General features: G+C 45.7%; 13 protein-coding genes. 2 read left to right on the plus strand and 11 right to left on the minus strand.

What is annotated here, in order from left to right; genetic code table 11:
- The first annotated feature begins 339 nt into the window (after positions 1 to 339).
- Complete coding sequence (locus KNQ09_RS15775; RefSeq protein WP_214858978.1) at positions 340 to 702, plus strand: hypothetical protein; 363 nt, start codon at positions 340 to 342, stop codon at positions 700 to 702.
- Positions 703 to 752: 50 nt separating this feature from the next.
- On the opposite strand, the gene KNQ09_RS17615 is transcribed toward KNQ09_RS15775, so the two are convergent.
- The 10 genes from KNQ09_RS17615 to KNQ09_RS15825 all read right to left on the minus strand — a co-directional run bounded on the left by KNQ09_RS17615 (position 753) and on the right by KNQ09_RS15825 (position 18261).
- Complete coding sequence (locus KNQ09_RS17615; RefSeq protein ID WP_214858979.1) at positions 753 to 4154, minus strand: Ig-like domain-containing protein; 3402 nt, start codon at positions 4152 to 4154, stop codon at positions 753 to 755.
- A gap of 340 nt (positions 4155 to 4494) precedes the next feature.
- Positions 4495 to 4917: an SMI1/KNR4 family protein gene (locus tag KNQ09_RS15785; protein WP_214858980.1), complete on the minus strand. Its 423-nt coding sequence runs from the start codon at positions 4915 to 4917 to the stop codon at positions 4495 to 4497.
- A 14-nt stretch (positions 4918 to 4931) separates the two neighbouring features.
- Positions 4932 to 5474 (minus strand): HNH endonuclease, encoded by a 543-nt coding sequence (locus tag KNQ09_RS15790; RefSeq protein WP_214858981.1) that lies wholly within the window; start codon positions 5472 to 5474, stop codon positions 4932 to 4934.
- A 4-nt stretch (positions 5475 to 5478) separates the two neighbouring features.
- On the minus strand, positions 5479 to 8541 hold the full coding sequence (locus KNQ09_RS15795; RefSeq protein ID WP_214858982.1) for an ATP-binding protein: 3063 nt from the start codon (positions 8539 to 8541) through the stop codon (positions 5479 to 5481).
- Positions 8538 to 10391: a hypothetical protein gene (locus tag KNQ09_RS15800; RefSeq protein ID WP_214858983.1), complete on the minus strand. Its 1854-nt coding sequence runs from the start codon at positions 10389 to 10391 to the stop codon at positions 8538 to 8540. The genes KNQ09_RS15795 and KNQ09_RS15800 overlap by 4 nt, the downstream gene beginning before the upstream one ends.
- Before the next feature lie 220 nt (positions 10392 to 10611).
- The gene (locus KNQ09_RS15805) at positions 10612 to 13272 is read right to left on the minus strand and encodes a hypothetical protein (RefSeq protein WP_214858984.1); all 2661 of its coding nucleotides are present in this window, start codon (positions 13270 to 13272) and stop codon (positions 10612 to 10614) included.
- Between the two features lies 1 nt (position 13273).
- Complete coding sequence (locus KNQ09_RS15810; protein ID WP_214858985.1) at positions 13274 to 16339, minus strand: UvrD-helicase domain-containing protein; 3066 nt, start codon at positions 16337 to 16339, stop codon at positions 13274 to 13276.
- A 292-nt stretch (positions 16340 to 16631) separates the two neighbouring features.
- A complete protein-coding gene (locus tag KNQ09_RS15815) occupies positions 16632 to 17150 on the minus strand; it encodes a DUF6998 domain-containing protein (RefSeq protein WP_214858986.1) in 519 nt (172 codons plus the stop codon).
- Between the two features lie 54 nt (positions 17151 to 17204).
- Positions 17205 to 17558, minus strand: a complete 354-nt coding sequence (locus tag KNQ09_RS15820) for a hypothetical protein (RefSeq protein ID WP_214858987.1) — start codon at positions 17556 to 17558, stop codon at positions 17205 to 17207.
- Positions 17559 to 17610: 52 nt separating this feature from the next.
- A complete protein-coding gene (locus tag KNQ09_RS15825) occupies positions 17611 to 18261 on the minus strand; it encodes a hypothetical protein (protein WP_214858988.1) in 651 nt (216 codons plus the stop codon).
- Between the two features lie 273 nt (positions 18262 to 18534).
- Here KNQ09_RS15825 and KNQ09_RS15830 point away from each other — a divergent pair, with 273 nt between their 5' ends.
- Positions 18535 to 19149 carry a hypothetical protein gene (locus tag KNQ09_RS15830; RefSeq protein WP_214858989.1) on the plus strand — a complete coding sequence of 205 codons (615 nt, stop codon included), beginning with the start codon at positions 18535 to 18537 and terminating at the stop codon, positions 19147 to 19149.
- 8 nt (positions 19150 to 19157) lie between these two features.
- Here the strand turns inward: KNQ09_RS15830 and KNQ09_RS15835 are convergent, their stop codons facing one another.
- Positions 19158 to 22814, minus strand: a complete 3657-nt coding sequence (locus KNQ09_RS15835; protein WP_214858990.1) for a sigma-70 region 4 domain-containing protein — start codon at positions 22812 to 22814, stop codon at positions 19158 to 19160.
- Positions 22815 to 22865 lie beyond the last annotated feature (51 nt).

The following is a 22865-nucleotide window of genomic DNA, read 5'->3' on the forward strand; positions in this document are numbered from 1 at the left end:
ATATTAAAAAGAAAAAGTAAAGCTTTCAGGATGCCATGTATAATTCAACTTACGCGATATGTATGAAATACAAGAAAGGAAGATGATCACTTGCCATTCACCGAGAACGCGAATTTAATGAGAAATCTTTATGAATCGATGGATGATACCGCCCCTCACTCTAATTTCCATGACTTAACTGAAATCGTTCCAGGTCTAGTTCTGGAATACCCGGGTAACCTACAAAGACAGGTAAGAGGTGATTATCGTCTCAGCTTGGATGGATATCATCCTTCACATGCCGAGATGGTCCAAGCCATACATGATTATTGTCAACAAGATGAACGATACGCTGATTGCATGCATCGAGCATTACGAGGTCTGAGTACGGAAGGTCTCGATAACATCAACCTCCTCGATTTTCCTTTCCTCATCAACCACCGATTCCTCGACGGATCACAATTCAACACCTTACTTTACTGGCTCATCCTTCAGGAGGACATCAACTATCCACGAAATCGCTACATGGGTGTCCGCATGCCTTTGACTCGCTATGTAGAGGCAGTCATTTCCGCACGTCATCCCGGACTACTCCCTCTAAATGTGGTCGTCGCAAACGCTACTAGGAGATACGGTCGTCCCACGCCGCGATTCACGCATCCAGAATTGCCACAGGCATATGATGAGACGCTGACATCCATACAAAACATGCCCACTCATTGAAAAGACGGACGATGCCACGCGTCGTCCGTCTTCAATCTCTTATCTATAGATTATTTTTTGATTACAATCTTGGTCTCTCTCGTCAGATAAGAACTCTTAGTAGATACTAGATACAATACCGCACCCTTCTTCTGACGAGGGATTTTCATTTTAAAGTTCCCTTTATTATCCACTGACGTCTTCGCGATGGTCTGTCTCGTCACTGACTCGAGGACGATCGCGGCCCCAGGCGTCCCGGTACCAGTGATGCTCGATGACTTCGTCGTCAGCTCTGATACCTTCAATGTTTGCACACCCTTCACCCGTACTGAGATGAGGTCAGATTGATTCCCAGATGAATCCTTCGCATACACACTGAGTTTCGTGTTGATTTTCAGAGGCTTGATTTTAAATGAAAATTTCCCATTCTTATCCGTCTTCGTAGTAAGTGTCTTCTCACCGATGACGATATGAATCTTCGACTCCTCATTGGTCGAACCTGACAAGGTCGTTGATTGGGTCGTGACCGTCGTCATTGTCGGTTTCTTAGGTGGTATGACATCTTTCGGATAGACTCGTCCCGTCGTACTCAAACCAACCAGGTCCGTTATCCGGAACGACCATGTGGCTTTGAGGTCGACAGGTTCAGAAACTTGGTAGTAAATATTTCCGAACTCATCCGTATTACCTCTGAATACGACTTTTCCATTCTTCATCAACTGTAGGCTTGCATAAGGCTCGACCCGAGCAAAGAATACATATTTACCCTTCACTCTATGATCACTATTGTCGAAATATAGTCTCGCCGGCTTAGCTGGCGGGGTCGTATCCGAGAACTTTTGGACGATGTCCTCGATTTTTTCACCTTTTGCTGAGACAACTCGGAACTTTACTGACTCATGATTTTTCAGCGAACGAGGTAAGGAGTAGGACTTACTGCTACGGTTCAGAACAATCTTTCTCTCTACGTTATCCAATATCATATAAACCCCGATGGAACCATATTTGTTTTTATCCATATTGGTTTTTATAATCACAGTCTTTCGATTGCTTTTCAAAGAAATAGATTTGATGCCAAGGACGAATCGTTCCATGTATGGCGACACGTTTCCTGAACGAATCTCCTGAAGTTGTATACGTACTCTCTGATCCATTATTAATTTATCCACGGGGACATCGAACGTACCGTCATCCTTTGTCATTCCAAGGAACCTCTTTCCGTCTATTTCTACAATTACTTTTGTATCAGGTTGCCCCTTCCCGCGTACATGGGTATCATTGACTATTGGAACTTCAATTTGTGCCAAATCCGGACTCGTCGTATCTATAGGTATGACGATGAATGGTTGCGAAGTGTTACCTGCAAAGTCAATGGCACTGACAGCTATTTTTGATACCTTCGAAAGGTCAGTCCCTCTTAAATAAAACTCGTGATTCGCTTCATAACTTGAAACGTTGTCTCGTTCTTCCCACTCTTCTGTTCGCCCATCAAGAAATATAATTTTTATATTCACTCTATCCATTTCTTCTCTCATGTTAAATGGCTGAGGTAGTACTTTGAGTGAGATGTAACTATCATTGTATCTGAGGGGCTGAACGGAAATACTTGGTGCCGTCACATCATGAATGACTACGGACTCATAAATAATGTGCTTATCGTCAAGAATCAATCCTAACTCCTTCGGAAGTCCGAATCCATCCTCATATAGTCTTGAATAATCAATCACAAATCTACCATCAACATCACTAGTAAACTCAATTTTTTTTGTTTCTCGATTTTTAGTGACAAGCAAGAATAGTTTTCCGAACGGTATCGTTCTTCCGGTGATTTTCATCGCTTCTTGCGTGAGATAGTCTAAATCGATAGCAGGAATGGTTCCTTCTACAGTCTGAGACTCGATTCCCGTCGGTGATATAGTTTTTAATATGATCTTATCTTCTTTTTTGACCCCTATCACATCGTATTGGAAAGACGAAGGATATTCTTCTTTAAAAAATTCGAAAGTACCATCTGGGTGCATCACGGTGACTTGCGTACGAAGAGGACTTCCGCTGAAATCTCCCTTATACACCGTCAACTTCCCTGACCGGTAGCTATAGGTCGGGGTAGGTGGTCTACGTACATCCTTTATCTCCTTCGTGTCAACGTGTTTGTAGTCCGCCGTCCCATTCTTCTGTGAGACGAAGACGCTGAACGTTCCAGCGATTGTCTTCGGATACTTCACTTCAAAACGACCTTCTTCATCCGTCTCGGTTTGCATAATGTAGTTGTCCCTCGGAGAGGAGAATCGGATTTGCACGTCCGCGAATCGTCTATCGATTTTTCCCTTCAGTACGTCTGAATCGCTCGTCGGGTTCGTCCATTCTACTTGATGATTCCCTGATTCGTCCTTTGTTTGATAGACTTTAAACTTTTTCTTATAGTCTGTCACGGCATTCTTCTTCGTCATGATTTCAATCGTTTTCGCATCCTCAGCCAATTCTCCACAATCGAATCGACCATCACCTTGAACAGGAGAACACTTTCTGATTTCTCCATTTTGGACGATTTCGATTTCGTTCCCTGGAATCGTATAACCTGTCACTCGTTCGTCAGATGTGACGAACTCTTTCGATAAGATCAACGGTTCCGTACCACTCAACACAGGAACTTTCAGTTCGTATGTCTTCTTGAGCGCATCAGGTAGCGCTACACCTTCACCGACTTGAAGAGACAGGTTGAACGTGACCTTCTTCTGTTGATTGATTAGTTCAATTGGATAGTCAAGTCGTGCGTCGAAGTCTCCAGCTTCATCGCTCAAAATCGTCTGATATCGAGGTAGATAAGTGTCATCCGCATAGGTGACAGTGATTTTAGTATAGGGTACAGTGTTTCCTTTCAGGTAGTATCTCCCGACTTCACTCGCCTGCAGGGTGAAGGGGATGACCGGCTTCTCGGCCAATACGATTTCTTTCGTCTCACTCTTGATTCCGAAGTAGGAGGAATAGACGTATGCTCTGTCCACGCCAGACATTTCCGGAAGACTGACAGAACCCATAGCCTCGAAAAGGTTACCACCAGCTAGTAGATGTATCTCTGAATCTGGCAAGACTGAACGGAACAGTGATTCCTTCCCGTTCCTACCTAAATAGAGTGGTGGGGCGAACGCATTCCCTTTCGGGACAATCGATTGGCCCGCATCGTAAAAACCGTCTTTTTTCTTTCCCTTCAAAAAGAGTGCCTCATGACCAGCAGTGGATGGCAGGTCAAACTTGAAGCCACCATCCGATTTAGCGGTCGTACTCATCCAAGCCCCTCGATGCAGCAGCATCAGTTCTTGGCCAGGTTCAGTAGTCCCGACGACTTGTCTGTCCCCCGCCATCACTTCCGAATGATTAAGTTCTGCCCTTACTTGATCCGGCATTGATATGGTCAATATGTAAAGAACCAATGCGACGACCATATAATTCATCTTTTTCATGATTTCATTCACCTTTCTCGTTCAAATAAATGCTTCGTTCCATCTTCTTTTCAAAGCCGTAAGATGCTTCAGAAAAAATAGAGACAAAATACGGAATACATCAAAATCAATCATAGTATTTTTTCTTTAAATTTCCTTTTTTAACAAAATATTTTATCTTTCGATTTAAAGCATACTTTAACTTGATAAAGAACAGTCAAGTGACACACGAGGGCACGACTAAAAAATGAGGATGTATACTTTCGACGTCGAAAGTATACATCCTCATTGGTCGTCCCTGAAAAATCATCCGAATCTTACTGGTTTCCTTTGAAAGATTTGAACCATATGTTTTTCTCTTTTGGGCCGTCGCCTAGATGACTGGCTCGTAGAAGACGTCCAGATACTCATCGAAGGAACTCGTGATTTCTTCCTCGGTCTGTGCCTCCTCGTCCCAGAACACGACGGCCGGTACATCGAGTAGCGGATCATAGTATAGACAGATATAGTTACCGAACTGATCTATCATGAAGGGATAATAGTCATGCGGTAGCCTCTGACGCATGTTCGCGGTCGTGTCCCATATGTTGTCGATGGACGAAGGATTGAAGGAAAGTAGCGATTTGGCCACTCGTTCCTTCGTTACCCTCGTGTCGAACACGTTGGGCCGCGGACGACCTCCGTTGTGCTCGCGTATCAAGGCAATCAGACGTGAGGGAAGCTCTATCCCATACTTTTGCTCATAATCACGGATGTTCGCCTCTGATTCCAATGGTTTACTTAAAATCCATTCCATCATGTCACCTCCTATCATCTATAGAACTTACCGCCACCCCAGATGGAGCGTCCACCGGTATGGGCAGTCTGTTCATGTATCGTACGGTCTACGAGTTGCAACACTCCCGGCTGCTCTGCATGATGCCAGACCATGCCTTCAGGGGTATCTCCTGCGGCAATCTGTTGCTTCTGCTCTTCCGTGAATCGTCCACTCAGTTCGGGAGTCGTCCGGATTTTTTCCGCCAATTGTCCGTTCGCCTCCTTGAACTGCCTCGCGTCACTCGACAGATATCTACTCTCGTCGAGCTTTGCGTCGAAATGACTCTCGAAGCTTGGGAACACTCCCTCTCGCTTGCTGCCATCGTTCATCTCGACGCTCCTGCTCACGAACGGTACACCACTGACTTCATGGAGCTTACCCGCCAAGGATTCGTTCCGACATTTGATGTACGACGCATCGTAATCCTTATATACGCTCTCCGATAACGTCGTCCTCGGAAGGTCCGGCTTCCCCTCTAACCCTGACTTTTCTCTATAGGAATCCAGTTCGTCGAATCGGATTTCGTTCAATCGCATCTTCTCACCCGTCCTTTCTTTCTAGGTACGAGAACCATTCTTCATAGAAGGAGACGTGCTCCTCGTGCAAGGTGCAATAATGTAGGAGGAGCGGCTGCTGTATCAAGGACTTGGTCTGTTCTCCTTTGACATAGAAGGACAGGCTTCGCTGGAACCTCTCGTCGAATTGTTCGAACGTGTCTGCCCCCATGGAATACGTCATGATTTCCTCGAGGGGTACGAACGTCGCGATTACCTCTCCTACGAACGCTTCTTCCATATCCTCGAACAGTCTTCCATCCGGATTCATACGTAATTTCGAAATCAATCGTTCCTTCAGACCTGATCGTACGTTCATCTCACGATTGACGTCTTCGAGCAAGGACTGACGGTCGGGACTCTTCGCTAGGAGATTTTCAAGGAATCTTGTCACGCGTTCACGTCTCTGGGATAGGTTCATACGTTTGTCATATGCATAGGAGAACCCGGATTTGATTGCGTGCTCTGAAATCTTACCTAGTATCGGTTCGAGCCAATCGTTCTGATAGACGACGGCGACGCCCGTCTCTAGTTTCGATATTTCTGACGTCTGGTATTCATCAAGCCCTATCGAGGAGCCTACGAGCTGACGATCTGTCGACTCAGGCAATCTCATGATGATTTTGGTGTTGGTATTACGAATCGCTGATGGATCGAGGAGGCTCGGGGATTGATCGACGAGGATGAATCCTTCGCCGAGCGAACGCATCTCGGCGATGCCGTTCGATATCATCTCCACGGACTTGCCTTGTACGTTACTCCCTTCGGCTGACTGTTCGACGGATGTTCGTCTCAGTAGATGGTGTGCCTCCTCGAGTACCGTGACGTGGCGCAATCGATTCCCTAAGACGTTTGACTGCTGTAGTCGATGCTCTTGTAGTCGTATGAAGAGTAGTCCCATCAAGAGTGATTTGGACTCGCCGGAACCGACCATGCTCAAGTCGATGATGCAGTTCTCATCGAACAACTTTTCTGACGATACCTCGTCCGAAACCAATATCTTGCCCAACTGTCCGAGCGCAAGTGAGTTCACGCGCGTGACGAGCGCTCCGGTATAGTTCCCCTTCACCTCGATCGAATAGCGTGATCGTTCGATGACCTTCGGTAGAGCCTCGACGAGGTCCGTGACGGTGGGGAAGGTCGGCGTCCTATCAAAACAGATTGAATGTTCGAGGTTCCATCCACTCTCCACATAGATGCGTTCAATCGATTCACGAAGGATGGCTGGCATCGCGTCGTACATCGGCCAACAGGCGGTGAAGATTTCCACGAGTCGGTCGATGTGTTCGAACACGTGTACCGTCTCAGGGAAATAGAATGGATTCAGACGAAGGAGAGGTGTATTAGCTTGATTCGTACCGAACACATTCACGTCATCCCGGTCACCGAAGACATGCTTGTACTCACCTTTCGCTGGTTCGATGACCAAATATGTCACATCATTCTCCTTCAAGTTCTCGAGCAATCCATAGACGGTATTCGACTTACCGGATCCTGTAGATCCCGTAATGAAGGTATGCATGGAAAGGCTCTCGACGTCGAGGGCTAACCTGGTCTCATAGACGTCACCCATATGATAGACGTGCCCGATGTCGATGCTCCTCCCGAAATCCTTCTTGTTGAGATAGGATACGTTCCGACCGAACTCAGCCATCTCGATGACCGGGAGGCCAGGCGTCGATTTCCGTGGCAAGGTGAGTGCCAACGCTAGCTCCTTCGTATTGATGAGCGCTCCACTCGAGAGATTGAGCTGATGGACATCCGGGCTCTTAAACAGGGGGTGCTCTAGTCTCTCGAGCGACCCCATGATGTTGCTTGCATCCGGGTGGTTCGACGGCCAGACGGAAATCGCCGATCCTTCTATAGAGGAATCCTCGCCTCTAACGAGCGACTGATAGTTCGCCGCGACAATCCTAGCCGTCTGTTCGTCCTTCGTCACGAAATAGGCTGCGAAGTTCCATAGTCCGATGTCGGAGGCGACGTTCAGACGATCGAGATGCTTGTCAGCCTTCTTCAGGACTTCATCGACCTGCTTGTTTCCAACCTCGTACTGGATGCTCATCGTCTTCCCACTTGTTGTAGTCTGGTTGCTGGATTGACTAGTGCTCTCCGATTTAGAGAATCCTTCCGTCTCACTCGTTCCCTCCGTGTTGCTGCCAGCGACCGAATAATTTACATTGACACTTCCAGACACGCTGCCACCCACTCCCACACCTGCAATCTCTACCCCGGCAGATGCTTCCACCCCTATAGTACCCCCTCCGCCTAAAGTCTGACTCGAGGTATGTGCTTGGGTCTTCGCCAAGCTGACGTTGAAGGCATCCGTCATCCCCTTACTCGTACCTTCGCTCAGTCCTTGGCTCTCGTTCCGACCACTCGAGTACGTAGCCTTCCGTAATCCGGATATCGCGGTATGCATCTCCTCGAAGCCTTGGCGCATCTTGAGTATCTGCCAGGATGAGATGGCTTGCGCGAGGAAGATGGCACTGAACTCCTCGCCATGCATCGCATTGATGAGTCGTTCCAGTCCTCTTACGTCATGTTCGTTCCGTAAGTCCTTCAGAGAGGGAACGCCCGTTACGCACGAGACCGTCAAGCTACTCGAATTCTCCACATCAAAGATTCTGCGCGTCATCTCATGATATTCAGAGTTACGTACTTGAGTAGTCCTCGTACCGGGGAGGTTCCCCTTCATGCTCTTGAGCAATCCGTCCTTGACGGAGGAGGCGGAGAAGTCTTCGGTCTTCGTCCCGATATAGAATTCGACCTCATGGCCATCGCTATGGATCATTAGGCAGATGTTCCCTTTCGTGGTACCGACCGCATTGAAGATATTGATTAGCTTCTCCAGGATGCGCTCTTCCTTCTCGTAGACGATTTTATCGATACGGACGAGACGTATCCGCTGCATGGCGTCTTCGAGAGACTCGTCAGTGGTCGAGACCAAATCGAATTCTGTGAGGCGGTGGAGATAGTTCTTGTCCATCACATCATTCGAAATCGCCAATAGGTTTTCTGCCGAATCATTCAGTGCGACCAAATCCTTCATGTCCTATCTCCTCCTTTTCGTGAAAACTTCGGGCTCAGTCCGATGATAGAAGACAGTTCATCCTCCATCTCTTCGAGCCACTTGAGCTGCATCTTTAGTTTCGTCAGATCTCTACCATCTGATTGCTGCCGCGTTTCAAAGGAGCTCGAATCAGATTCTAGTAACCGCAAGGCGTCTTCCGCCTTACGTAGTTCACTTATCAAGTATCTTTCGAAGTCATCTTCTAGTGACTCTACCAAGTTGATGGCTTGACCGTAAGTCTCAAGTACATTTCGTTTGACCGCCTCTTGATAGGATTCGAACGACTCTTCCTTAATCGATTTCATAGGACCTTCATAGACGATAACGTTCTCGAAAGGGAGACTCCAAAATGCAAACAAGTTCCAGCTATCTACATCGAGTGCAGGTTTCATAAGTAATGTGGCTCTTACATCACTGTCATTCGTCTTGCGTTTTTCGATTAAGATTTCAGGTACCTCGAACAGAGAACGCCAAGTCAAGTCCGATGAATTAAGTTGTTCAATATCATGCTCTGAGTTCACGAGTCGTATATATTTTTTTATTGGTTCATGGAATCTTTCTTGGAATAATAATGCAATTTTGTACTCGATGTCCGTAAGGAAATCGAGCTGTAGGTTCTGCATCTCAAGATCCGTGCATTTCATCAACTCGAATATTCTTTGTTCGCTGGTCTTTTCTAATAATCCCATTACATCTCCCAGACTTTTCTCGTATCTTTGCAATACCGACATCTTCTTCAATCCAAAAATTTCTCGGGAGTTCACTCGTTGATTGACGTCCAACATTCCCTTCAGATGTTCTTCAATGGTCCGGGCGCATACGGCTTCTTTCTGCGATTTCTTGAAGTCGTCCTCTTTGGAGAAGATTGGTGTATTCTCGATGTTATCGATCATTTCTTCGATGTCGCTTCGCGCATTCTCAATTTTTCCTACTAAGGACTTAAACGTGTCCGAAAATTGGATGTTCGACTTTACAGAAGCATACTTTTTCAATACATCAAATACGGTAAGTTTATCGAGTACTTCGTCGTAGACAGTTTGAGTTTCGTCCTCTTTATTCGAATTAAGTCCTTTTATGTCGACCTTCTCATCACTACTGTCAGATTTCAGATAATCACTCATATTGGTCGCAAACCTTGAAAACAAGCCGTCCTTCTTATTTTTGATCACTTTCGATGTCTCATCATCATCGATGTTCACCTTGATTTCTGCTCTCTCTTCTTTTCCTACCGAACGAACCGTCTTAACATGAGGTAGAACAATGCGTTCCAAATTACTAGTCATCCGTTCCGATTGGATATTGATTTTACTAGCAATGACTTTGAACATCTCATCGATAGTTTCCTCATCAGTAAAGTAAATCACCTTACGAGGAATTTCCGTTCCCATGTTCCATGTCTCGAGTACATCGATGGAACAAATATGATTAAAACGGACGTAATCCCCTTCAATTTCCCCCTCCATTGGAGTCACACTTTGAACGTCGCTCTTCATGGTGGTAGCGACATCGAATAATGACTTGAACGCCTGTGTCTTCTCTTCATCGAGGTGTGTTATGACCAATGTATTCCGGCCCGAGTTAGTCATCCCTTCATAGGCAAACCCATTTTCATCGACCTGTAATGACTCAATCGGCCCATCTTCAAGTCGATTGAGGAAATTACGAATCAACTCGCCCTCATTCTTTCGATCTAACATTTCTTCTTGGATGAGGGTCACACCTGGATAACGGTTACTGACGATTTTCAGAAAATCATAGTCACTCTTTTTTCCAAGAAAACTTATAACTAACGTCTCCTCGTTCAATTCATCGATTAGATAATCAATCACTTCTCCGTACCATTCGTCGAATGGTTTAGACTGAAATCTCGAGAGTTTGGAATCCTTCATCAGGTCTCGTCTCATATAGTTGATTTTCGTAATCCTATCGTAGGGGTTATGCGACATCTCTATCATCCGCATGGACATACCATCTTCACCTTCTTCTATTTGATGTCTCTTCTTTTGATGTATTTTACCTTCTCTATACCTTCTAGGTTGTTAAAAAATTTCACCTGGTGTTGACGTGTGCATCTCGACAAATCATTTGATAAGGACAATATTTGCAGTGTTCACCAGGGCTAGGTTTCACATGGACATTATCGAAGTCTTCTGCTTGGTATGTTTTTTTGTCCTTATTGTTTTTACTTCCGAATACAGTAAGATTTTGCTGTCTATCCCGGTATCTTATGCTATCTAACATTACGAATCCTGGTCTATAAGGTTTTCTCGCTGATAACCAGTAAGCATCATGATGGTCCCTACTCATTTGTTTTTCCATGTCCGTCAAATGTGGGAAAGCTCGGGATACTAAATTAAATCTAGGCTCCGATGCTCCTCGTGATCCTTCCTTTCCAAAATGAAGCAGATTTTCGAAGGTGAAGCCTCCATGAAAACCCGATTCGAAGACTGGTCTGTCGTTCAAGAGAAAACTGTATAATGCTCGTCTCTTACATCTAAGATAGGTCTCATGTTGCATGATGTGAAAGACCCTTTCATGATAGTCAATTTTCTTGATAGCATATCCTTCATCTTCATCACTCGATAAAGAATCCTCGCCTTCGATTTCGGTTGGACGACTCGTCTTCAATCCCATGAGCTCGAGATAATACGAAGGAGATAGACCTTTTTCTTGTCCCACCTCCTGGATGAACGAGAATTTGATATGCACGGCATGACACATCATGATGTAGAAAAGATAGCATGCGATTTCGAACTCAAGTTCTTTTTTCATCTTCAGTTGCCGGAGATTTACATTATTTCTGAAAAGCTCGTCACAGTTTTCTTTCTTCAAGGGCCAGAGGTTAAGTGACTGTGTATAAGGAAAGGCTTTTTGATCCATCAAACAAAAATGGATGTTGCGGTTTATATCGAATTGTAGCCCATCACTGTTCAACATCGGGCTGACCACTGAATTAGTCGAGGCCCGATGCCCATCTCGCATTTCTGCAGCATATTCGTCTTCATGTGGAGTCCCTCCAAGGAAGAAGTTCAATCCTTTTAGAAGGTCTTCACGTTGCACGATGTCTATCGGACTATCTTTGAGGTCGTTTAATGCTTCACGTACCGATTCGACGATTTTCTTGTCCGCCTCTTGCATAATATGAGGTAGTATCTCTGATTGGATATGACCATCGAGTAATTCGACATACGATTCGATATCTACCTTCCCTACCTCTTTCATTTTCCCTTCATTACTATTGAATAGTTTCTGATACAAAGTTTCTATCGCCTTCATCCCTTCGATGATGCCATCGATTTCCTCATCCTGTACTGAAAGGTGTCCGATGGACTCGAAGGGATGGTTATACATATGATGATCTCTCAGATTTCGTTCATTCTTCTGCCTTCTCTCAAAGTGAGGGATACCGAACTCCATCGTCAGTACTTTTCGCTGCTGCTTGATTTGTCCTAATGCTTCATACCATTGCTCGAATGACGCATTTTTTTCAATCAATGGTGAAATTCTTCGGAGCGCATTCAAATAGATTTTGGAGGATTTTCCTTTCACTAGTAAGAAGCCAGAACTAAAAATCCGTTGAAGTAAGTCAGCCGTCACTCCATCAGTATTCTTGTACTCCCCTTCTACGACATCATACCTCCCTACGTTCAGGCGGTGTATATCCAGCAAGAAACTACCGAACGGATATCGTGAGAGTTGAAGTTCCCGAGGACTATCTGGATCTTCCATGTATCCCTTCAATGTACCAGCCCTCGGGGATACGAGGACATGATCCTCGTCAGCGATATATTTTCTGAATTGATATAGATTGGTGAAGCGATAGATGTCTCCTTCGACCTCATCATCAAACATACCATTCAAGACGCCTAAAAAATTCTTCGCATGAATATTGATTGGATAGCTATGACGGAGCGCTTTGACATGCGTCGTGCTCTTCATGTTTAAGAATTTCTCTACGGGTTCGAAGCCTCTCTCATAACCTTCTATATAGTTCACGACATGTACGACTTCAATCCACTCGCTCAATCGATCAAAAATCATTTTCTGTATGGGCATCAGGAAGTAGAAACCATGAAGGACGATTACTTCCCTATTCCTGAACAGACGTTTCACAATCTGTTTCGCTTCCGATTGTCTCTCATTATCGCCTCTACTTTCCTTCCCCTTGTCTATCAGTTCTACTAAAGCACCCTCGAACATGTCGAGAGTCGTATCCGAAAATCCATCAATCCAATCATCGAACTTCTGGAACACCTCTAGTCGTTCCATCTCCTGGACGGCATAATAAAACGTCTGCTCTTCGTCAGAGGCAGTGGCGAGTGCGGATAGATCTTGGGATGTGATTCCACTCTCTCGAAGGAAGCGGATAGTAGACAGGACGGTCTCTTGGTCCTTGTCTATGGCCCCATGCATCGGATGGTGCCTCACTTTTTTTTCGTCCGAGAACTGATGGAGTACTTGTGAGAGAATCGTATACTGGTGGAGCTCCGTCGATGGAGCGAACCAACCATCGCCGATCGTCTGAGACAATTCAGAGAAAGAATATACTTCGTCCCCTATCCATTTACGAAAATCATCATTATTGTTCACGATACCGTGTTTCAAAGAATTAGTCGCGGTTATGTGTATCGCATCACGATAAGGCGAAAACTCAGAATCTGGATGCATCAATTGATCTGCTGTTTCATAAGTGATTATCTTGTACGGCATGTCATGTCCTCCCCGCCATATTGAGTAAGTCTCGCCAAGTATTAGGAAGTGACCTCCATGGATTTTTGTCATCGATTCCATAAATGAACAATCGTTCCTCGGCTCTTGTCATAGCGACATATAGAAGACGGGTCTCCTCGCGAATTTGCTCAAGGTCCTCTTCTCTTTTCAGATTTTCGTACCCTAGGGTCTCATAGTCGAGTACAACTCGGTCATCTGCATACCTTTTATATTTCCAAGCAAAATCGATTTTGCCCGAAGGAGATACATATACGATTGTGTCCTTGATGTCCCCATCACCTGAACGCACAATAGGATTCTTCGTAAAAGGAATCATGACGGTATCGAACTGAAGACCTTTCGCCCTATGCACAGTCAGGACACGGACGAGATTGCCATCAAAACTGTTATCGTCTAACTCCGCTTCATCAGAATCTCTATTCGTCGCGACTTGCATCTCTAGCCATTTATGAAGTGTAAGTAAATCAAGAGGTCCATCAGCGAATGCTTCGTGAATGAGCATCATGATTTTATGGAGGTTCAGCTCGTATTGTAGCGTGTCTGCAACTGACAGACCGGCTTCTCGTAGATGTGTTTTGTAATTCGACTTGTCAATGAACGAGTCGAGCACAGAAAGTAACGGGCTGTATTTCAACCTTTCAAGTGATTCGGTCCATGATTCATGAATGGATAATTCCGTGGAAGGAGAAGAGATATAGATACCTCCCTGAATAAGCCTTTTTTTGAAAGTTGGAGAGGAAGAGAGACCGGAGAATGCGGTGGTCGAAAGGGAAAAGAGTGCATCTCGCTGCTCAGGATAAATCCAAGAGTTGATGAGAATCATCAAATCACGAGCCGCGTATGATTCGAACAACGTCCCGTCCATCCGTACCTCAAGATTCTTGATGTCTCCATCTTTCCGAATCATTTCTCCAATATCTCTAGCCTCTCTGTTCCTACGGACTAGAATAGCGAGGACCTTGCCTCCCTTTTCCTTATCGCCTCGAGTGATTTCGTTCAATCTAAGTTTGATTTCTTCTACGTCGATATCCTTTGATTTTAAGAACATGGTGTTTCCTGTCAGCCACGTCTCCTTGTTCGAAACCATTCTGTCCTCTCCAGGTGGAAGTAGTTGGGAGGGACTTTTCCGCCAGACAGAAAAATGACGTTCCATTTGTTTCACGAGCAGACGGCTGGACCTGAAGTTCTCATTTAGTCGATAAGTGACACACCGTCCTAATTTTTTGAGGCTCATCGTTTCATCGAGGACCGTGAAGGCAGAGGAGTCCGCTCCCCTAAACCGATAGATGCCTTGCTTTACATCTCCTACGGCGACGAGCCGTATGTCGGTCGCTGCGATGATGCTTACGATTGATTGAATCTGCGATACGTCCGTATCCTGGAATTCGTCGACAAACAAGTAACGATATCTATCAGACAATTCCTCGAGCGGCGCTTCTGATTCATAGATTTTTTTCATGAATCTAGTCAAATCAGAAAGTCCTATCACGTCATTCTCCAACTTTAACTGGTAGAGTTCTTTGTCCGCCCTCATCAGGATGTCAATCACTGATTTCGTGAAATCTGACTCATCAGGATTCATAGATACGACAGAGAAATCCTCGGAGACCACACCCTTTTGTTCGAACTTGTCCCATACGTTTTCTAGGAATTCCCTCACCTCGTAGTACCACATACCCTCGAAGGGGTTCACTATCGATTTTTCTTGAAGTACTTCGTCTAACGTTCTTTTGACCATCCTTCTACGCTCCATCGTCATCTGAGAGACTCGAAAACCTCCTCCCAATCCGAGATGTTGACCGAAGGACGTCAGAATTTTCTTCGCGAATGAAGGTATGGTCAGGATATCCATCCGTCGCAAGTCATTGATGTGTTTCATGTACTTCGGATCGCCAGTCAATTTGAGCCTTTCGACGAGCCGCTTAGCTAGTGCTTCTTCCATGTTATTGGCAGCCTCGTTCGTGAAGGTGATCATAGCAATCTGATCAAGACTATCAATCACCCCCATGTCAAGGAGATACATGATACGGGCGATGAGAGTGGTGGTTTTACCACTCCCTGCCCCGGCATTGATGGCGATGTGTTCAGTATGACTGGCATGCTCCACGATATACTGATTGTAGTTGAATCCCTTAGATTGATGTCCGTACATCTTGAGGTAGTCCTCCTTGCCCTCGAGGCTCGTCTTACATCCATCGACGATTTGGAATGGCGTGATTCCGGGAACATCGACTGGTATGTGATGGACGATCACTCCACTCCTGCGAATCTTATCAAGTTCTGAAGCATTCACTTTTCCACCGAATACGATAGAATGTGACGCCATTGTCGTCTCCGAGGTCGCAACTGGAGTCAATACCTGTTCGGGTGGAGTCAGCATCACGAACCGATCTACATCCAATTCAGGCCGTAACCTCTGGTCAGGTTCATCCTGTTCATAACTGAATAGACCCATCACTTCGTTTATATCTTCTTGTCCATAAAGCGAAAGTGGAAATCCTCCCGCATCTTGATAGATACATCGACCTTTCAACGGAAGAGCATGGAGAGGATATGCCAAAGTAGTGCCGGCATTGAATCGGCCAATCGTAACTATCTTGGTATTCACATAGGTCTCATCTCCCGAGAACAATTGTAAGCCTATCGACACCCCGTTCTTCGTTATAAGTACGTCGCTCTTAACCAGAATATCGTGGTCGAAACTCATCTTCACCTCATCGAATTGTCCTGATTCCCGGAGCAGGAAGTAAAAATGTATCTCGGTCAAGAGCGACTTATAAGCAATGTTAGCCTGGATTCTTGCAGAGTCTTTGTCCTTCCTCGGGAAGTACTTTTCTGAAAAGGTCCTACTGTAATCATCTACAGATGGAACAAGTCCTTCCTCGAGTATCCTCGTGTACAACTCTGTCGTGTAGAGTGGCGCACTTCGATTGACTGTACCCCTTAATTTATATGGATGTGACGGTCTTATATAAGAGTTCACCAGTAGGTCATATACGTTTTTCGAACTACCGATGATTCCTAGAACTTTATTCATATCAATCATATTGATTTCTCCTCCTACAATATTGCTGCCCTTACGCCCAATCACATAATCAACTTCGTAGGAACGGGTACTGGGTATATCTCTACATACAATTTTATCCTAATCAGATGAATAAAACGATTTTTTCTTGATTTACATGGGCAATATTAGAAACAATTGGATGATTCTATTCTTATGATTCGAGAATTCGATGTATGAACCTTTTCAGTAAAGATTAGGATGAACGTCAAAAAGCGATCCCGTGTCTTCTCGCAGGATCGCTGATTTTTTAATCGTATAACATGTCTTAATTTTATTTTAGATTGATACGACCATCTGGACCGTCGACCCGGACACAACATGACAGTACATGCTTATTGACCGCCATCTTCCAAGCCCCCATCCGAGAGTGCCAACTCTTCAGTTCCAAGAAGGTGGTCCAATCCATTTCGTATACTCCGGCCAACGTATAATCCTTGTTCAGCCTCACGAGTATCAGATGGTCGAAGAGCTGTTCCTCTTCCTTTTCCTCCCCAGGTGCATTGAGTCCATAGAACACACCGGTCGACGTACTCGTGACCGTCTTCACGCTATATCTCCGACCATCCTGGCTCGTCGCATCGAAGTGCTTCATGCTGATACGAGAGATTTCGAGGTCCGGGAACGATGGATTGTCACGATACGTCTCTACTGCATAATATTCTCCGACCTCACCTACGATGTTCCGCGTGCGGACGATCCCTCTCGTCTTCATCTCTTCATACCATGCACCGTACAATCTTACCAAATCGCCATCTTCCATCCTTTTCAGACGATCAACCATGTCCTCCATGAAGTCCAGTCCTTTCCATTTCGGTTATCTACTTCGAATATATGCTCGATATCGTCAATCAATTCCATGCTCCATCTTGAAGTAGGTCTTTCCTCTAGCATGTGGATATTTCCCGAAGTACCATTCCTCTGGACGGTCCATCATGACCTTATATAGTATCTGCCCGTAAAACTTCGCGGCCTCAACGTTGTTCTTACGGCAGGCGATCCAAATCGGTTCATACAATGTCCCTCTCCAATCGCTACCCGGGATCCAACTCGAGGTGTGGACGTCACCACGGTCGATGACCCGGTTCAGCTCCTCGATGATGACTTGATAATCCTGCTGGTCGATGCTCTCCATCCGCTTCTTGAACTGTGTTTCGTAGGCCACGTGCGTTATCAATTCTCCGTCAATCGTCTTCAGCATGTTCGCTCCTCCGCTTCCTGATTCATTAGAGTCGTGTCACCGATTGCTTCATTCAGTCCTTCGAGAGCCGCAGCACCTCGACCGCGGCCTTCATGCGTAAATCGAGGTCATCGGAATTCAACGCTTCGATCAGAACGTTTTTCGCGGCACTTACTATATCCTCGTCGAACAGCCCCTTGGACTTGTATGTCTCGATGCTTCCTTCGATGACGGTGAAAGGGTTGTTCCCATCCTCCTCGATCAACTCCAGCAGCCCGGTCTCATCCAACGTTCCGGAGAACTTCGTCATCGTCCCACGATTCTTGACGAAGTCTACGATTTTCTGCTGCATGCTAGCCTTCGCGACCGTCGCTTTCCATTCGACGCGGCGACGATGACACATCCCAATCTTCTGGTCGTCATACTCTTCAAGGTACTGATAAGGTCCGGCGATTCCGACATGAACGATGGAGCCATCCGGGACGAGGATGATGTCGCCAGGCTCCACGACGTTGACGAACATGTTTACCACACCTGTATAGGCCCCGAGTCTCTGTCCTTCGTACCGGTATTCCCGTTCGAGTTCCCGTCGTATGTCCTTCTTGTCAGCATTCTCGAGATTCCCGATCCCCGGCCATCCGATACAAACGAATCCTTCGTCGAGGAATTGCTTACCTCGATCAAATCCATGCGGCTTGTCCTTGAGCTGAAACACCTGTCTCATCGATTCCACTCCTTCTCCTGCAGATATGATTTCCACTTCATGACCATAGTATACCGGAGGGAAAACGAATTTTCAACACCCTAAAACCCTAAGGATTAAATTAGGGTTTTAGGGTTTTCGAGAAGGTTCGATTTCCAATTTTTCGACAGTTCGGGTCCTGAATGATTTATAGTATTGAGGTAGGTCATCAGAAAAGGACCGGATTAATCGTCCGGCCCTACTTCATATACATCATAACGTGGCGTATCATCCGTCACGGAGGAGTCGATTCAAATGGAAGTCAAATATTCACAAAAGGAACTCATCGAGCTGGTCCTTCATCTTCAACAGGATAGGAAAAGGACCATCAACGCCGCGATGTATGACAAGTTGGCTCGTCGCGATTCATATCCGCCACTCAAGGATGTCATCGACGTCTTCGGTTCGTGGACGCAACTCCTTGCCCATGCAGGAATCATCTCTCTCGATGAGCTTGATTCACATGCCATATGGCGCCTCAATCATCTTCGGATGCCGAGGGAGAAATGGACGATACAGGAGAGTCTCACCATCTGCCGTCATCTCCATGGGAAGTATCTCTCGACTTCCGACTATAACCGGATACGTAAGGAGCATCCCGAGATGCCGAGCCGAGCGACCATCGTGAACAAGCATGGCAGTTGGGCGGAAGCCTTGAGGCACCATGGCCTGACCCCACACAGCCGTTTCACGGATGACGAATGCCTTGATTTCTTGAGGACTGCCCTCTCTGCGCGCGAAGGTGCGCTGAACTCCGTCGAATACGACCGCTGGGCGATCGAGAATGGCGCACCGCGGCTCCTCGCATTGACGAAGCGGTTCGGCTCATGGCCGGGCGCGTTGGCGAAGGCACGGGCAACCTCTGATTAAGAAAGGCTTTATTTTATCTCTACGCCTGCGTATAACTGTTCGAAGAAGTCTCTCTTGTCGAAATGGATTCGTCTTGTCTCCGGGACGTAGTGAGCACCAGTCATCCGTATCTTCTCGATGGTCTTGTTCGGATCGAGCGAGATTCCGAACTCCTGTGTGACGAACGATAGGAGTTCGTCCACGGACATGCCGTCAATGATACAGTCTCGGACGAAGTCGGTGAGATTCCTGACATGTTCACCTCGATAGAAGATGTCGCCCGTCGCCGATGGGATATAACGTATCCCTTCATGCGCTCGACAAAGTCGTTCGTAGAAGATGTCATCGAAGCCCAGTTCAAGGATTTTATGCGGGACTCGTTCGTGGATGTTCTTGACGGTGAAGTATCTCTCGTCGGAAAAACTTCTAGAGACGATCTTCTGGAAATCGATGAGATCTGATTTTGCGATGCCTATCTTCTCGAGTACGGAGATGTTCATGTAGTGATTTCTCCCTATCTGTAGGAGGTCGAGTCCTGACTGGAGTTCCGATATTGTCTTCCGGAACGACCGTGTCTTCAGTAACGGAGATTCATCCAGCACAAAGTACTGATTTCCCATGAGAAGATTTCGGTAATAGCATTCACCACTCCCTATCTCTTCTCGGACGATAAATCCGCCACTCAACACATAACCAACGCTTTTCAACATTTTTTTGTTCAGATATAGATTTCCTGAAGATTTGAGGACGGGAAATCCATCAATCAAATCCTGAGCGATATAGATGTCGTCGACGAGGATTCTTTTAAGGAAATTCTTATGAATCGTCGCTGGTATAGCAGACACATGGATTAGTTTTCGTTCAGGCGTGACGTATTCCGGCAAATCAGTAAGCACGCGAGTCCGCGTGGATGGTCCATGTAACCCAAAATTCTGCTCTAGATGATCGATGAAGGCGTCCAGAGTGATGGGGGATAGCTTCTTGATCAATCCGGTGAACCATTTGATTTTATCCTCGACGCCTATCGCGAACTCTGGGATGCGTCTGATTTTAATGAAATCAAGGTCTAGCATACGTTTCAATACGTTATGCAGTTCGTGATGGTCCTTTATGTCTAACGACCTGAAATAGGATTCATTCGTTTCATAGACGAAGCTCGTACTGTAGATTCCTTCAGGCAGCATGAAGAGCTTTTCAAGATTTGCTTTCTCCTCGACGATTCGATCGACCTCGAAATATCGGACCTTTTGGTCATAAGAGTGAATGCAATACGACGATTCTGCGATGGTACTTTCGAAATTATGTAAGGCGATTCCATACTCTTCGATGACACTCTTCTTACCATGAAGTTCTTCGTCGAGGAATTCTGAATATCGTACATGATGGTTCTTGGTGGAATCAGCATCTCGTCCATGCATGAAAAAATACTTCTTCATGAGATTCCGCTTGGTCATCTTCACTACGTCACCGTTCTCATCCTCGAAGAGCGACTCGGCATGAAGAAATCTGATGCGTTGATCCGGAAGTAGTTGATTCAGACAGTCCAACTTACTCTTCTTGACGCCATCCCTGATTCGTTCTTTATTACATTTAAGTTTTAGCAGATAAAACGTCTCTTTCTTCTCTAGGAGTACCTCCGTGAAGAATTCGTGGTCGACAGCATATTCTCGGAATATATCGATGGTCCGACGTGCTTCCTTGATGTGCGTGACCGGAACCATCTCTAAGACCTTCCCCAACACTTGGCTAATCCTCTGATGGGATACCCCTTGTTCTTTCGCGATGTCGGCAGTGCTCATCCCACTCAGACGTTTCTTCAGGAAGAGTTTTCCCTGTCCCTCCTCCAAAGTTTCCAGGAACTCGTCGAGAGACCTGAATTTTTTCTTCACATCAAGGTTCGAAATGCTTACGAACTTCAATTTTTCAAGGCGACGTATACCTTCTGATGTTTCTCTTCCAATCAATCCTGATACCATGGACCAGGAACGGAACGAAGATACATCCTCTACGCGGTCGTATACAGAAATCAATCGACGGACAATTTTTTTTAGCTTTGGTCCATCACTGGTCTTTTTCACACGTCCTACTAAAGGAATCTTGCCATTTTCTGAATCGATCTCGTGAACACGATTCGATGTACTATTGTGTTCTGAAGATACCCTCACTGCACTGCCACGCATTCTTCCCTTACGTCCTACATATGATTCATAGGCGGACATGACTCTTTCATATACCGACGACCGCTCTACCCCTCCAGTCAGTTCCTTGAATGTCTCATAAGCCATTCCGTCGAGGTCCGTGAAGCGTATCCGTGACGGGATTAGGATATTTTTAACGATATACTCACTCATCCCTTCTTCTGCAAGGACGAGGTGGTATAGCGATGTCATGCCATTCAAAGAATCAATCTCTTGTGGATTCAAATCAGCCAGGAGAGTCTTAATCGACTTTCTGATGGTTTGATTCGGCCATATTTCTCCTTGTATCTTCCTACGTTTGATAATTTCGAGCGTGACGCCCGACTCCATCATCTTCGCTAGCTGACGGAAGCTGACGTCGCGCCCCTTCTCGATTGCTAAATCAGCAAGGCATAAGACTCTTTCGTCCATCCACACATCTGTCTGATGTGCGGAATTCATAGGATTTTCTTCTGACGATGTGTCGACGCCTTCATCGATGTTCGGTCTTCCATGGTGTCTGATATAGGATTCGTAGGCGGACATGAGCTTCTTATAGATGGATAATCTCTCCGCTCTTCCCGTCCGTCTTTTGAAGACTTCATAGGTCATCCCTTCTAAATCTGTGAAGCGTATCCGCGAGGGAATCAAGATTGTATTGACTACATACTCGGTCACTCCTCCTTCAATTAGTACGAGATGATACAGCGATGTCATATCGCCCAAAGAAGCAATTTCTTCCTGGCTCAGGTCAGCGAGAAGTGCCTTCACTGATTTTTTGACGATTGAATTCGGCCAGATTTCATTCCGGGTCGTTTTGCGATTTATCTCCTCGAAAAGGATGCCTGATTTCATCATCCTCGACATCGAGCGGAAACTGACATCATGTCCCTTCTCGATTGCTAAATCAACTAGATATAACAATCTTCCATCCAATTGCTTTATTGATGATGCCTCTTGGTTCCTATCGTTGGAACTTCTTAGAGGTTTAATAAAGCTTTCATCCAGTGACGACCTGCTATTCACATTAATACGAAGTCTTCCGTTTTGTTTGATGTAAGACAGGTAGGCAGACATGACCTTTTTGTATACTGAAAGTCTCTCGACTCCTCCTGTCCGGCTCTTGAAGTCCTCATAGGTCATTCCCTCAAGATCCTCGAGTCGTATTCGCGACGGAATCAAGATTGTATTCACGATGTATTCGCTCACACCTCCCTTGACCAGCACTAGATGATACAGCGATGTCATGTGAGCCAGGGAGTCTACCTCTTGTTGAGTCATGTTATCCAGCAGAAATTTCACCTTTTCTTTCGTTACAAGGTTTGGCCATATTTCTTCGGGGCTCTTTCTACGATTGATGGCCTCGAGCGTGACGCCTGATTCCATCATCTTCAACATCGAACGGAAATTAAGATTCTGGTCTTTCTCGACTGAAAGGTCTACAAGACAGAGGAGTCTTCCATCCGACATCCGTTTTTTTTCTATACGTGATAATTCTTGATCTTTCATTTAATAATCATCCTTCTTAATCAATCTGAAACCATCGACAGGAACTACAGA

Origin of the sequence: Exiguobacterium sp. s191 (assembly GCF_018618955.1) — a bacterium.
GTDB lineage: Bacteria > Bacillota > Bacilli > Exiguobacteriales > Exiguobacteriaceae > Exiguobacterium_A > Exiguobacterium_A abrahamii.

What these genes read in the sequence shown, in the direction of transcription:
- KNQ09_RS15775 (WP_214858978.1), top strand. Translation starts at nt 340, where the DNA reads ATGCATCGAGCATTACGAGGTCTGAGTACGGAAGGTCTCGATAACATC.
- KNQ09_RS15785 (WP_214858980.1), bottom strand. Translation starts at nt 4,917, where the DNA reads ATGGAATGGATTTTAAGTAAACCATTGGAATCAGAGGCGAACATCCGT.
- KNQ09_RS15790 (WP_214858981.1), bottom strand. Translation starts at nt 5,474, where the DNA reads ATGCGATTGAACGAAATCCGATTCGACGAACTGGATTCCTATAGAGAA.
- KNQ09_RS15795 (WP_214858982.1), bottom strand. Translation starts at nt 8,541, where the DNA reads ATGAAGGATTTGGTCGCACTGAATGATTCGGCAGAAAACCTATTGGCG.
- KNQ09_RS15805 (WP_214858984.1), bottom strand. Translation starts at nt 13,272, where the DNA reads ATGCCGTACAAGATAATCACTTATGAAACAGCAGATCAATTGATGCAT.
- KNQ09_RS15810 (WP_214858985.1), bottom strand. Translation starts at nt 16,339, where the DNA reads ATGATTGATATGAATAAAGTTCTAGGAATCATCGGTAGTTCGAAAAAC.
- KNQ09_RS15815 (WP_214858986.1), bottom strand. Translation starts at nt 17,150, where the DNA reads ATGGAGGACATGGTTGATCGTCTGAAAAGGATGGAAGATGGCGATTTG.
- KNQ09_RS15820 (WP_214858987.1), bottom strand. Translation starts at nt 17,558, where the DNA reads ATGCTGAAGACGATTGACGGAGAATTGATAACGCACGTGGCCTACGAA.
- KNQ09_RS15825 (WP_214858988.1), bottom strand. Translation starts at nt 18,261, where the DNA reads ATGAGACAGGTGTTTCAGCTCAAGGACAAGCCGCATGGATTTGATCGA.
- KNQ09_RS15830 (WP_214858989.1), top strand. Translation starts at nt 18,535, where the DNA reads ATGGAAGTCAAATATTCACAAAAGGAACTCATCGAGCTGGTCCTTCAT.
- KNQ09_RS15835 (WP_214858990.1), bottom strand. Translation starts at nt 22,814, where the DNA reads ATGAAAGATCAAGAATTATCACGTATAGAAAAAAAACGGATGTCGGAT.